13 protein-coding genes are annotated in these 12,854 nt (G+C 76.2%); 10 read left to right on the top strand and 3 right to left on the bottom strand.

Annotated elements, in window-relative coordinates:
- Positions 1-80: 80 nt before the first annotated feature.
- Positions 81-542, bottom strand: a complete 462-nt coding sequence (locus ND486_RS25920) for a DUF5994 family protein (RefSeq protein WP_251786986.1) — start codon at positions 540-542, stop codon at positions 81-83.
- 332 nt (positions 543-874) lie between these two features.
- Between ND486_RS25920 and ND486_RS29950 the strand changes: the two genes are divergently transcribed.
- The 8 genes from ND486_RS29950 to ND486_RS25880 all read left to right on the top strand — a co-directional run bounded on the left by ND486_RS29950 (position 875) and on the right by ND486_RS25880 (position 9,152).
- Positions 875-2,752: a helix-turn-helix domain-containing protein gene (locus tag ND486_RS29950; protein WP_251786985.1), complete on the top strand. Its 1,878-nt coding sequence runs from the start codon at positions 875-877 to the stop codon at positions 2,750-2,752.
- Between the two features lie 149 nt (positions 2,753-2,901).
- Complete coding sequence (locus ND486_RS25910; protein WP_251786984.1) at positions 2,902-3,948, top strand: alcohol dehydrogenase catalytic domain-containing protein; 1,047 nt, start codon at positions 2,902-2,904, stop codon at positions 3,946-3,948.
- A 148-nt stretch (positions 3,949-4,096) separates the two neighbouring features.
- On the top strand, positions 4,097-4,687 hold the full coding sequence (locus ND486_RS25905; protein WP_251786983.1) for an NADPH-dependent FMN reductase: 591 nt from the start codon (positions 4,097-4,099) through the stop codon (positions 4,685-4,687).
- Positions 4,684-5,271 (top strand): TetR/AcrR family transcriptional regulator, encoded by a 588-nt coding sequence (locus tag ND486_RS25900; protein ID WP_251786982.1) that lies wholly within the window; start codon positions 4,684-4,686, stop codon positions 5,269-5,271. Before ND486_RS25905 ends, ND486_RS25900 begins: the two co-directional genes overlap by 4 nt.
- Before the next feature lie 20 nt (positions 5,272-5,291).
- Positions 5,292-5,945 carry a HEAT repeat domain-containing protein gene (locus ND486_RS25895; protein ID WP_251786981.1) on the top strand — a complete coding sequence of 218 codons (654 nt, stop codon included), beginning with the start codon at positions 5,292-5,294 and terminating at the stop codon, positions 5,943-5,945.
- Between the two features lie 55 nt (positions 5,946-6,000).
- Positions 6,001-7,020, top strand: a complete 1,020-nt coding sequence (locus ND486_RS25890) for a MerR family transcriptional regulator (RefSeq protein WP_251786980.1) — start codon at positions 6,001-6,003, stop codon at positions 7,018-7,020.
- Positions 7,021-7,143: 123 nt separating this feature from the next.
- On the top strand, positions 7,144-8,019 hold the full coding sequence (locus ND486_RS25885) for a CHASE3 domain-containing protein (RefSeq protein WP_251786979.1): 876 nt from the start codon (positions 7,144-7,146) through the stop codon (positions 8,017-8,019).
- A gap of 44 nt (positions 8,020-8,063) precedes the next feature.
- A complete protein-coding gene (locus ND486_RS25880) occupies positions 8,064-9,152 on the top strand; it encodes an alpha/beta hydrolase fold domain-containing protein (protein ID WP_251786978.1) in 1,089 nt (362 codons plus the stop codon).
- A 10-nt stretch (positions 9,153-9,162) separates the two neighbouring features.
- On the opposite strand, the gene ND486_RS25875 is transcribed toward ND486_RS25880, so the two are convergent.
- Entirely contained in the window at positions 9,163-9,432 is a 270-nt protein-coding gene (locus tag ND486_RS25875) for a hypothetical protein (protein WP_251786977.1), read from the bottom strand.
- A 94-nt stretch (positions 9,433-9,526) separates the two neighbouring features.
- Between ND486_RS25875 and ND486_RS25870 the strand changes: the two genes are divergently transcribed.
- Positions 9,527-10,198 carry a response regulator transcription factor gene (locus tag ND486_RS25870; protein ID WP_251786976.1) on the top strand — a complete coding sequence of 224 codons (672 nt, stop codon included), beginning with the start codon at positions 9,527-9,529 and terminating at the stop codon, positions 10,196-10,198.
- Positions 10,195-11,649, top strand: coding sequence for a HAMP domain-containing sensor histidine kinase (locus tag ND486_RS29945; protein ID WP_251786975.1), 1,455 nt, complete (start codon positions 10,195-10,197; stop codon positions 11,647-11,649). The genes ND486_RS25870 and ND486_RS29945 overlap by 4 nt, the downstream gene beginning before the upstream one ends.
- Before the next feature lie 90 nt (positions 11,650-11,739).
- On the opposite strand, the gene ND486_RS25860 is transcribed toward ND486_RS29945, so the two are convergent.
- Positions 11,740-12,849 carry an epoxide hydrolase family protein gene (locus tag ND486_RS25860; protein WP_251786974.1) on the bottom strand — a complete coding sequence of 370 codons (1,110 nt, stop codon included), beginning with the start codon at positions 12,847-12,849 and terminating at the stop codon, positions 11,740-11,742.
- Positions 12,850-12,854: the final 5 nt, after the last annotated feature.

Here is a 12,854-nt window from a genome sequence, read left to right as displayed (position 1 = left end):
CCCCGCCCCGTGGTGACGTGGAGGGGGAAGCCGACCGGCGGAGGACCTTGAGAGCCGGCCCTCCGGATCCCACGACACGCTCAGGCGCTCGCGCGGGTCCCGACTCCGGCCAGCAGCGTCGCGACGTCCTCGTCGTTCCCGGCGGCCGACGCCCGGTCGAGGCAGCGCCGCGCGTCGGCGTCCGAGCTCTCCGGCGGCACGACGAGCAGGCACAGCCGGCCGTGCACCCCGAACACGTCGACGACCTCGGGCGGGGTGCTGGCGAAGCCGCCGAGGCGGATCAGGTGCCCGTCGGTCGTCGTCCGGCGCGGCACCGACGACCAGGTCCGCAGGCTGTAGCCGACCCGGGTCACCGGGCCGAGCCGGTCGCCGACCCCCGCGCCGAGCTCACGCAGCTCGTCGACCAGCACGCGCGAGCGCGGCCACCACGCCCCGTCGACCTCCCCGACCGGTCTCGGATCCTCCTTCAGCGCGACACGCGCCGCGGACGGGCGCGGCGGGGCGGCGGGGCGGGTGGGTGACGGGGTACGGGAATCGCTCACGGTGTGGCTCCGTTCGGCCGCCGCGGGCCGGCGGGCGGCGCCCTGCAGGGCGGCCGTCCGGCGGGACGCGGGCATGGTCACGGCGGAGCAGGACGCGTCGCCGTGTGGACCCGGGAACCCCGGCGGATCCTCCGGATCGTGCGTGCCCCCCGACTGGCGGAGCATCCGGCTGTCCAGCAGCACATGGCCGTGGACTCGACGGTACGCCGATCGGGCCGGCCGCGCGGGTCCGTCGCCACGCCCGGGCCGAGGTGGTCACCGGGGCTCCCCGCGGGGCGGGCGGGTGTCGACGATCCTCGCGGCGCGGGGCACCGGGTGGCTACGCTCGGGCCGTGGAAGCCGGCGCCGGGGTCGAGGCCGCCGCCCGGCGGGTGCGGCACGCCCGGCACGTCGGTGACGTGGGCGCCCACGTCCGCCCGGTCGTCGCGGAGTCCTGGCAGCGGTCGGTCGACCTGGGCGCCGACCTCGCCCGGTCCGCGACCTACGTCGGGCACGAACCCGGCGCCGCCGCCGTCGCCGAGGCGGACGAGGTGTTCGACCGCTTCCTCGTCGGCGCCGAGGACCTGGACTGCTCGGTGCTGCTCGTCGACGGTGACGGTGTGGTCCGCGTCCGCCGCGACGCCTGCCCGGACCTCGCCGCGCTGCTCGACGCCGTCCTGGTCGCACCGGGCTTCCGGATCGCCGAGCAGGACGTGGCGACGACGGCGTCCGCGCTCGTGCGGGCCACCGGTCGCGCCGCCCGGGTGGACGGTCCCGAGCACCTCCACCCCGACCTCGCCCACCTGGCCGAGGCCGCCGCACCGGTGCCGTCCGACACCGACGCGGCCCCGCAGACGGTGGTGGTCGTGACGCACCGGTCGACGCCGGGCGCTACGTCGGCGCTGCGTGCGGCCGTCGCCGCGGAGCTGGCCCGCCAGGTCGGCGAGCGTGTCCGGGACCGCGGGCACCGGGCCGGGCGGATGCTGCACGCCCGCTTCGACGACGTCTGCGCACGCTCCGGGGCCGAGTGGGTCCTCGCGACCGACGGCCGGGCGACCCTGTGCAGCCCCGGGTTCCGGGCCCTGCCCCGCGAGGACCGCGACCACCTGCTCGACCGGGCGCTCGCCGACGCCGCCCTCGCCGAGCCGCCGCCCGCCGGGTCCACGGCCGCCCTCCCGTCGGGCCGCCGCGACGACGTCGTCACCTCCGTCGTCCGCGACGGCCGTGCCGTCGTGGGCCACGTCAGCTCCGGGCGGCGCAGCGTTCCCGTACCGGCCGGGGCCCTGGTGACGGACGCGATGCGCCGCCAGGGGTCGCACGTCGCGCCGACCGCCCGCCGGGACTTCGCGGCCGACTTCCGGGACGCCCACGCCGACGGCGCCGCCGCCGAGGTGCGGCGCCGCGCGAACCGCGAGCTGCTCAGCCCCTACCTGCGCGCCCGCCGCGACGTGGCGGCCGCGGTCGCCGCCCGGACCAGGCACCTGCTGCTCGTCGGCGAGCCGGGGGTCGGGAAGCAGACCCTGGCCGTCGAGCAGTTCCGCCGCAGCCACCCGTCCGGGACGGTGCAGGTGCTCGACTGCGCGCGGATCGCGGAGTCCGGCGGCCCCCTCCTGCCGACGGTCCGCGGCACCGACGGGGACCGGCCGCGGCTGCTCGTCCTGCGCCGGCTCCCGCTGCTCGGGTCGGTCGCCGCGCGGCGCCTCGACGAGTCGCTGCGGCTGCTGGTGGCCACACCCGCGGCACCGACGGTCGTCGGGTGCATCGACACCCCCTCGGTCGACGCCACCCGGCCCTACGGGCTGCTGCTGCGCCACTTCCACGACACGGTCCGGGTGCCCGCGCTCCGGTACCGGGCCGACGAGCTCGGCGAGCTCGCGCGGTCGGTGCTGCACTCGCTGTCCGGCGGCCGGTCGCTGAGCCTGAGCATGCAGGTGGTGCGGGTCCTGGAGGGCTACGCCTGGCCGGGGAACCTGCGCGAGCTGGAGGACGTGCTGCGCTACGTCATCGCCCGCAAGCCGGTCGGCGTGGTGCAGGCACCGGACCTGCCGTCGTCGTGCTTCACCGGCGGCGCACCGCGGATGTCGATGCTCGAGGCGGCGCAGTGCGACGTGATCATCCAGGCCCTCTACGAGGCGCGCGGCAACCGCTACCAGGCCGCCGAGCTGCTGGGGATCGCCCGGTCCTCGCTCTACCGCAAGATCGACGCGTTCGGGATCAGCTACATCGGCTGAGGTGTCCCGGGACCGGGACACACCGCCGTCGCCGGGGGTCGTGCCGCCCGCGGAGTCGTCCCAGAACGGGACAGTCACATGCGCACTCCCGCATTAGCGTCGGGCCCGCCGACGCTCTCGGCACCCCCTGCGACCAACGGAGTGAGCAGATGAAGGCACTCGTCTACCACGGACCGGACGCCAAGGCCTGGGAGGAGGTCCCGGACCCGACGATCCAGGACCCCACCGACGTGATCGTCAAGGTCGACACCACCACGATCTGCGGCACCGACCTGCACATCCTGCAGGGCGACGTCCCGGCCGTCACCGACGGCCGCATCCTCGGCCACGAGGCCGTCGGCACGATCACCGCCGTCGGCGACGCCGTGTCCGGGTTCGCCGTCGGCGATCGCGTCCTCGTCCCCGCGATCACCAAGTGCGGCCGCTGCGACTACTGCCAGCGCGGCATGCCGTCGCACTGCCAGACCGTCGGCGGGATCGGCTGGATCTTCGGCCACCTCATCGACGGCACCCAGGCCGAGTACGTCCGGGTCCCCTACGCCGACACCTCGCTCTACGCCGTGCCGGAGTCGGTCAGCGACGAGCAGGCGATCTTCCTCGCCGACTCGCTGCCGACCGGCTACGAGGTCGGTGTGCTCGCCGGCAACGTACGGCCGGGCGACACCGTCGCCGTCGTCGGCGCGGGTGCGGTCGGCCTCTCGGCGATCCTCACGACCGGCCTGTGGGGCGCGTCGAAGGTCATCGCGATCGACTCCAACAAGTTCCGGCTGGAGAAGGCCGTCGAGTTCGGCGCGACCGACAGCGTCGAGGTCGGGCCGGGCACCGTCGCCGACGTGACCGCGCTGACCGACGGGCTCGGCGTGGACGTCGCGATCGAGGCCGTCGGCTACCCGGAGACGCTGCTGACGGCGGCGTCGCTGGTGCGCCCGGGCGGCACGATCGCCAACGTGGGCGTCCACGGCACCCCGGTGGAGCTGCCGATGCAGGACATGTGGATCTCCAACGTCACGCTGACGATGGGCCTGGTCGACACCGTGTCCATCCCGACGCTGCTCAAGATGGTCGCGGGCGGACGGATCCCGGCGGAGAAGATGGGCACCCACTCGTTCACCTTCGACCAGATGGACGAGGCCTACGACGTGTTCAAGAACGCCGCGGCGAACCAGGCGCTCAAGGTGGTCATCACCCCGGCGTGACGTCCGCTCCCGGGGCCCCGCCCGCGCCGGGGCCCCGTGCGGGGTCGTCGGGAGGACCGGACCGCGGCCGACGCGGGCACGCCGAACGGGCGTCGGGGAACCGTCCGCACACTCGACCGACCGACGGTCGGTCGGCTACGCTTCCGACATGAGCGACCACACGTCCCACGCGCCCGCCGAGTTCACCGCCGGGGTGCTGGTGGGCAGCCTCCGCCGCGACTCGATCTGCCGGAAGGTGGCGACCGCGATGGCTGGGCTGGTCCCCGCTGGCCTCACCCTGCGCCCGCTGCGCATCGACGACCTCCCGCTCTACGACGAGGACCTCGACGCCGGCCCACCGCCCGCGCCGTGGGCCCGCTTCCGGGCCGAGGTCCGCGCGGTGGACGCGGTCCTGTTCGTCACCCCGGAGTACAACCGGTCGGTACCCGCGCCGCTGAAGAACGCCGTCGACGTCGGGTCGGCCCCGCACGGGCGGAACGTGTTCGCCGGCCGCCCGGCCGGGATCGTCAGCCTCTCCCCGGGCCGGATGGGCGCGTTCGGCGCCAACCACCACCTGCGGCAGTCGCTGGTGTTCCTGGACATGCCGACCATGCAGCAGCCGGAGGCCTACCTGGGCGGCAGCGACGCGATGCTCGACGCGGACGGGATGCTGCGGTCCGACGCGGTGCGGGAGCTGCTGACCGGCTTCCTCGCCGCCTTCGGCGTCTGGGTCGCCGGCCACGTCGCGGTGCCCGCGTGAGCCGGACCCTGCCGGCCGCGCAGCGGCGGGCGGCGCTGCTCGACGCCACGCACGAGCTGGTCGTCGAGCACGGCGTGGGCGGCACGAGCATCGACCGCGTCGCCGCCCGCGCCGGTGTCTCCAAGGGCGCGGTCTACCACCACTTCACCTCGAAGGACGAGCTGGTCGCAGCCCTGGAGCAGCGGTTCACCGACGGGATCCTGGGCCGGGCCAGGGCCGCCGCCGACGCGGCACCGGAGGACGCACCGCCCGGGGACGTGCTCGCGGCGTGGGCCGCGGGCGTCGTGCACGGCTACCTCGACGACCTGGCCCTGCACGACGCGTTGTTCCACGGCAGACCCGTCACGAGCCGGGAGGCGCTCTCGGACAACGTGCTGGTCACCGACCTGCGGGCGTTCCTGCTCGACCGCGGGCTCCGCGACGGCGCTCCGGACGCGGACCTGGTGGCCGGGTTCGTCGTCGGCGGCATCACCACCGCTGTGGACCGCGCCGTCCTCGCCGGGCGCAGCGAGCCCCGCGATCCGGTGGTCGCCGTCGCCGTCGCCTGCGCCCGCGGGGCGGCGGGCTTGACCCTGACACCGTGACAGGCACTGGGGTGGCGGCCATGACACCACCGGAGATCACCGCGTCCCTGTCCGCCGCCGACCCGTCGGTCCGGCTGCGGGCCGCGCTCGCCGCCGGGTCGGCCGCCGACCCTGACCTGCTCGACGCCCTGGTGGAGCGCTGCGGGGACGAGCCGGACTTCTTCGTCCGCGACATGCTGTCCTGGGCGCTGACCCGGCTCCCCGCCGCGACCGTGCTGCCCCGGCTGGACGTCGAGCTGGGCTCGCCGCGGCCGCGGGCCAGGGCCCAGGCCCTGCACACCCTGTCCAAGATCGCCGACCCGGCGACCGCGGACCGGGTCTCCCCCGCCCTGCTGCGCGACCCCGACGACGAGGTCGCGCGCACCGCGTGGCGCACCGCCGTCGTGCTCGTCGCCGCGGGCGGCCGTGCCGCGCTCGCCGCGGAGCTGGGCCGTCAGCTGGGCCGCGGCGACCGGGCGGTCCGGCTGAGCCTGTCCCGGGCGCTGGCCGACCTGGGTGAGGCGGCCGACGGCGTCCTCGACCGGGCCGCGGCCGACCCCGACCCGGTGGTCGCGACGCACGCACGGGCCACCCTGCTCCTGCGCGCCGACCCCGACGCGGGGTTCGACGACGCCGTGCAGCAGGCCCGCCGGCTGGTCGCGCTCGGCCCGGGACACGAGGTGGCGCCGTGCTGATCGGCGCCGTGCTGATCGGCGCCGTGCTGATCGGCGCCGTGCCGGGCGGGCCGCCGTGCTGATCGGGGAGGTCGCCCGCCGCAGCGGAGTGAGCGTGCGGATGCTGCGCCACTACGACGCCGTCGGACTGCTGCGACCGACCGGACGCACCGCCGGCGGCTACCGGGAGTACTCCCCCGACGACGTCCGCAGGCTCTTCCACGTGGAGGGCCTGCGGACGCTCGGGCTGTCGCTGGCCCAGGTCGGCGAGGCACTGCACGACCCGGGGTTCGACCCGTCGGCGCTGGTCGCGGACCTGGTCCGGGCCACCGAGGAGCGCCTGGAACAGGACCGGGAGCTGCTCGCCCGGCTGCGCACCGTGGACGCCGCCGGGCCGGGGACGTGGGCGGAGGTCGTCGACGTCGTCGGGCTGCTGCGGGCGTTCGGCTCCCCCACGGCGGGGCACCGCCAGCAGGCCGCGCTGGCCGCGGGCGACGGGCCCGCGCTGCCCGCCGAGGTACTGGCCCGCACGCTGCTCGCCGAGACCGACCCGCACGCCGCGGGCGCGCTGCGCTGGGCCCTGCGCCGGGCCGTGGCCCGCGCGGGCGACCCGGACGGGGCGGCCGTGGCCGCGCTCGCGGCGGGTCTGCGCTCGGGCGAGCCCGGGGTCCGGCGGAGGGCGGCCGACGCGCTGGCCGACGCCGCACCGTCGCCTGCGGCGGACGCGGCGCTCGCCGACGCCCTGGCCGACCCGGACCCGGCGGTGCGGCGCCGCGCCGCGCCGGTCGTCGGGCGGGCCGGCGGCACCGGGGCGGTCCCGGAGCTGGTGGCGATGGTGCGCGCGGGCGTCGACGACGTCGAGGCCGCGGAGATCCTCGCGGCGCTGTCGCACGACGACCCGGTGGCCACCGGGCTCGTCCTCGACGCGCTGACCCGCGATCTGGACGGTACCGACCCCGCGACCCGGATCCGGGTCGCGCAGGCCCTGGTCGAGCTGCCCGGCCCCGGTCCGCGGTCGGTGCTGCGCCGGCTCGCCGACGACGCCGACCGGACCGTCGCGCTCGTCGCGGGGGCGTTCGTGGAGCGCCGGAGCTGAGGTCTGCACGCCGCACGTCGCCCGGGACAGCGACGCCGGGCCCGGCCGCCGGTGGCCGGGGCGGGTGCCGACCCCGGCCACTCGGCCGGGCCGGCCGGTGCGACCCGTCCGTACACTCCGTCGGTGGCCAGGAGCCTTCGCGACACCCTGAGCGCTCCGGCGCGACCCGTCCTGCGGTACTGGAACGACCTGCCCATGCGCGTGCAGGGGCGCATCACGATCGGGCTGCCGCTCCTCGCGGTGCTGATCTCGGCCGGGCTGGCCCTGACCGGGAACCTGCAGCGCGTCGACATCGAGACCGACATCCAGCGCAAGTTCGAGATGACCGGATCGCTCGGCGAACTCACCACGCTCATGGTCGACGCCGAGACCGGGGTGCGCGGCTACCAGCTCACCGGGCGCACGGAGTACCTGGAGCCCTTCACCGACGCGTCGGCGGAGCTCCCGGCGGTGCTGGGACGGCTGGAGACGCTGGCCGCGGCGGAGCCCGGGGAGAGGCCGCGCACGGACAAGCTGGCCCGGATCGCCGAGCTGCGGGACCTGACGTCGAAGCAGATGACCGACCTGGCCCGGCAGCGCGACGTCGTCGCCGCGGGCGGGGACACCGAGGGCGAAATCCGGCAGGACCTCGCCTACGGCAAGAACCTCATGGACGGCATCCGCAGCCGCGTCGACCAGATGCGGACCGGTGAACGGGAGCTGCTCGACGACCGGATCGACGAGATCAACCAGATCCGCCTCCGCGACTACCTGTCGGTCGGCATCGCGCTCGCGGTCGCCGTGCTGACCCGGTTCCTGGCCTGGTTCCTGCACCGCAACGGCATCCTGCGCCGGGTGGACCGGCTCGCCGACACCGTGCGCGTCATCCGCGAGGGCGGCCCGGTGCCCGAGCCGCCGCCGGTGAAGCGGGACCGGATGGGCGAGCTCGAACGGGAGGTCCACCTGCTCGAACCGGCCGCTCCGGCGCGGCGCGACGACGCCGTTGACGGACGCGTGTGACGCGGGACACGATCGGGCGGCCATCCGCCGTCCGAGGAGCCCGCATGAGCACCGACGCCTCCGTACCCACCCGCGCACCCGGCAGGCTCGGGGACCCGGCGACCACGATCGGCGACGATCCGCGGGCCGATCCGCGGATGGTCGCGGTGCTGGAGGGCTTCGGCCTGACCGGGCACGCCGACGACGCCCCGATGGACCGCACCGCGGGCCGCCCGGCGCTGCTCGGGTTCGTCGACGCCGTCGAGGAGGGCTTCGAGGGGCTCTTCGCGGCGCTGGCCGCGGGCTGGGCCCCGATGTCCGGCATCGACCGCACGACACGGACCGTGCCCGCCGCCGACGGGCACGAGATCACCCTGCACGTCCACCGCCCCACCGGCGTCGACGGGCCGCTGCCGGTGATCTACCAGGTCCACGGCGGCGGGATGGTCATGCTGGCCACCGAGGGGCCGCTCTACGTGCGCTGGCGCGACGAGCTGGCCGCCGAGGGCGCCGTCGTCGTGGGGGTCGAGTACCGCAACGGCGGTGGGCGGCTCGGGCCGCACCCGTTCCCGGCGGGCCTGGACGACTGCGTCACCGGCCTGCACTGGGTGCACGAACACCTCGCCGAGCTGGGCGGGACGCACGTCATCGTCACCGGGGACTCCGGCGGGGCGAACCTCGCGCTCGGGCTGGCGATCCGGGCCGGTCGCGACGGCTGGTCCGGGCGGATCGCCGGGGTCTACGCCCAGTGCCCCTACGTGCTGGGGTCCTGGGACCGGCCGCCCGCGGACCTGGCGTCGCTGTGGGAGAACGACCGCTACTGGCTCAACCGGGAGCTGTTCCCACTGCTCGCCGAGGTCTACGACCCCGGCTCCGTACACGCCGACGACCCGACCTGCTGGGCCGCGGCCGCAGGCCCCGAGGACCTGCAGGGGCTCCCGCCGCACGTGATCGCGTGCGCGGAGCTGGACCCGCTGCGCGACGAGGGGCTCGCCCACCACCGTCGGCTGCTCGCCGCCGGCGTGCCGTCGGTCGGGCTCGTGTACCCGGGGCTCTGCCACGTCGGGATGATCCTGTTCCGCGACGCGATGCCCGACGTCTACGCGCACGCCGTGCGCGACGTCGTCGGCTTCGCCCGGTCGGTGCGCGGCTGAGCCCGCCGGGTCAGGACACGGCGGGCGGGGCCGGGTCGTCGCCGGTGTCCGGGCGCACCCGGCGGCGGCAGCCCAGCACGACCAGGTGTGCGTCGAGCACCCGGGCGAGCAGGACCCGGTCGGCCCGGGCGCCCGCGGCCGGGTCGGTCAGCATGTCGGCGACGTCGTGCTCGCTGCCGGTGCCGCCGAGACCCGCGTAGCGGACCCAGACGTCGTAGGCGGACAGCCCGGACAGCGCTGCCCCGGCCGGGAGCGACACCGTCACGGGTTCCTCGGGCACGACCATCCGCGCCGCCTACCCGGCTCCGGGCGGTTCAGACGTCCGGACACCCTTTCCGTGCGTTTTGTCCGTCTTGCCGGACTATCCTGGCCGGATGCGCATCCTGGTGGTCGAGGACGACGACCGCGTGGCCCGCGGCCTCGTGCGCGCCCTGCTGCGCGCGGGCTACCGGGTCGTGCGCGCCGCCGACGTCGCCGAGGCGTACGAGGCCATCGCCGAGCAGGTCCCGGACCTGGCCCTGGTCGACATGGGGCTGCCCGACGGACACGGCTCCGCCGTCGTGCGACGGTTGCGCGACCACCCCGCGACCGGGGTCCTGATCGTCACCGCGCAGGACGGCGAGACCGATCGGGTCGTCGGGCTGCGCGCCGGCGCCGACGACTACGTCGTGAAGCCGTTCAGCCTCGCCGAGCTGCTCGCCCGGATCGAGGCCGTCAGCCGGCGCACCCGCGCCCTGCGCGAGGCACCGGCACCGGTCGTGCACCGGCGGGGGTCGCTCGAGCTCGACACGACCGCCCGGACCCTGTCCGACACCGACGACGGCTGGTCGGTCGCCCTCACCGCGACCGAGTCGGCCGTCCTGGCCCTGCTGCTCGCCCATGACGGCCCGGTCGAGCGCGGCGTCATCCTCGACCGGGTGTGGTCGGCCCCGTCCGAGGCGCGCTCACGCACCCTGGACACCCACATGGCGACGCTGCGCGGGAAGGTCGAGGGGCGCCTGCGGATCCGCACCCTGCGCGGGGTCGGCTACCAGGCCGGGCCGTGAGGCGACGGCTCGTCGTCGCGGTCGCCCCGCTGCTGGTCCTGCTGCTGCTCGGGGTGCTGGTGCCGACGGCGGCGACGATCGCCGAGCGGCACACCGCCACGCTGGTGTCGGACCGGCTCGCCGACGCGTCGCGGTTCTCGGTGCTGGCACTGACCGCACTGACCGGCGGCACCGCACTGGAGGCCGACCTGGCGCGACTGCGCGCCGAGCTCGACGAGTACGCCGACCTCTACGACACCGGTGTCTGGTTCCTCGACCGCGAACAGCACGTCCTGCACGCGACCGGGCCCGGGCACGCGGGCAGCCCGCCGGACACGGCGCTGCCCCGGCTCACCGGTGCGATGGCCGGGCGGCTGCCGCCGCTGGACCGCACCGTGTGGCCGTGGGACACCGCCGACGAGATCGTCGTGACGCCGGTCGGGCGGGACTCGCAGGTCGTCGCGGCGCTGGTGTTCGCGGTCCCGACCGACACCGTCCGCGGGGAGATCCTGCGCGACTGGGGCCTGCTCGGCGGACTGTTCGCCCTGGTCGCGGCGCTGGTGATCGGGGCGGTCGGCCCGATGACGCGGTGGATCCTGCGGCCGGTCACCGACCTGGAGCGCAGCGCCGCCGCCGTCCGCGCCGGTGACCTCGGGGCCCGGGCCGCCCCGGCCGGCGGCCCGCCGGAGCTGCGTCATCTCGCCGCCGGGTTCAACGACATGGTCGAGGCGGTGCACCGCACCATCGAGCGCCAGCAGCGCTTCGTCGCCGACGCCGCGCACCAGCTGCGCAACCCGATCGCCTCGGCCCGGCTGTCGGTGGAGAACCTCGCCCCGCACCTGTCCGAGCGCGACCCGGACGCCCGCGCGACCTACGACGACGCCGTCGACGACCTGGACCGGATGAGCTCGGTCGTCGACGGGATGCTGGCCGCGACCGCGCTGCGGGACCGCCCGGCGGGCACCGCGACCGTCGCCGGGGCGCTCGGGCGGCGCGCCGAGGTCTGGCGGGGCGTGGCCGGCGACGCCGGGCTGGCCTTCACCGCCGAGCTGGCCGACACCGCCACCACGGTGCGCGAGCCCACCGGCGGGCTCGCCGCCGCCGTCGACGAGCTGGTCGCGAACGCCTGCCGGCTCTCCGCCGGGCGCACCCTCACGGTGCGCGGGGCCGCGGCCCCGGTCGGCGGCTACCGCCTCACCGTCGCCGACGACGGCCGCGGCCTCGACCCCGCCGGGCGGCGGCGGGCCACCGAGCGGTTCTGGCGCTCGCCGCGGGACCAGAACGTGCCGGGGACCGGGCTGGGGCTGGCGATCGTCGCGCAGGTGCTCGACGACGCCGGCGGCGCGCTGTCGCTCGAGGCCACCCCGGGTGGCGGACTCACCGCGGTGGTCACGGTGCCCGGGCCGGTCGCGGCGCCCCACGGGGGTACGGCGACGGGGCGTCCGCACCGGGGAACAGGCCGGGACCGCTGACGCGGAGGCCGTGCGCCCGTCCGTCCCCGAGCCGGGGTGGTCCCGCAGGCCCGGAGGGCGTCGCGCCGTGCGACGGCCGGGCGCCACGGCTCAGCGGACGAGGCGGAAGAAGCCGCGCACCTGCTCGACGAACGAGGCCGGCTGCTCCAGCGCCGCGAAGTGGCCGCCGTGCGGGAGCTCGGCGAACCAGCGCAGATCGGTGAACCGCCGCTCGGCCTCGCGTCGCGAGGGACGGGTGATGTCGTGCGGGTAGACCGACAGCCCGGACGGGGCGTGCACCGGGTCGCGGAAGCGGGCGAAGCTCTCCCAGTAGAGCCGGGCCGACGACGTGGCCGAGGCGGTGAACCAGTAGACCGAGATCTCGTCGAGCAGCGCCTGCGTCGACACCGCACTCGCCTCGTCGGTCCAGGCCAGGTACTTCTCGGCGATCCAGGCGGCCTGTCCCGCGGGCGAGTCGGTCAGGGCGTAGCCGAGAGTCTGCGGGCGGGTCGCCTGCAGGGCCGAGTAGCCGCGTCCGGACCGGGCGAACTCCCGCTCGGCCTCCAGGGCGGCGCGCTCCGCCGGCGTCGGGTCGTCGAACCCGCCCAACTCCACCGATCCGAGGTTCACGTGCACGCCGGCGACCCGGTCGGGCGCCACCTCGCCCAGCGCGCCGGACACCGCCGAGCCCCAGTCGCCGCCCTGCGCGCCGTAGCGCGGGTAGCCCAGCGACACCATCAGCGTGTCCCAGGCGCGGGCCGTCCGCTCGACCCCCCAGCCGGTCGTCGGGGGCTTGTCGCTCCAGGCGTAGCCGGGCAGCGACGGCGCGACGACGTGGAACGCGTCGACCGGGTCCCCGCCGTGCGCGCGCGGGTCGGTCAGGGGCCCGAGGACGTCGAGGAACTCGAGTACCGACCCCGGCCAGCCGTGGGTGAGGACCAACGGGAACGCGTCCGGCTCCGGCGAGCGGACGTGCAGGAAGTGGATGCCGATCCCGTCGATCGTGGTGCGGAACTGGGGGAAGGCGTTGACCCGGTCGGCGAACCCGAAGTCGTAGTCCTCGGCCCAGCGCCGGCACAGCTCCTGCGCGTCGGCGAGCGGCAGGCCCTGCGACCGGTCCGGCACCGGCTCGGGTTCGGGCCAGCGGGTCCGACGCAACCGGTCGCGCAGATCGGCGATCTCGGCGTCGGTGACGGTGACCTCGAACCGTTCGGGCATCACGTGCG

It is taken from the genome of Pseudonocardia sp. DR1-2, from assembly GCF_023717215.1.
Taxonomy (GTDB): Bacteria; Actinomycetota; Actinomycetes; order Mycobacteriales; family Pseudonocardiaceae; genus Pseudonocardia; species Pseudonocardia alni.
This window is presented reverse-complemented; position numbering and strand designations above follow the sequence as displayed.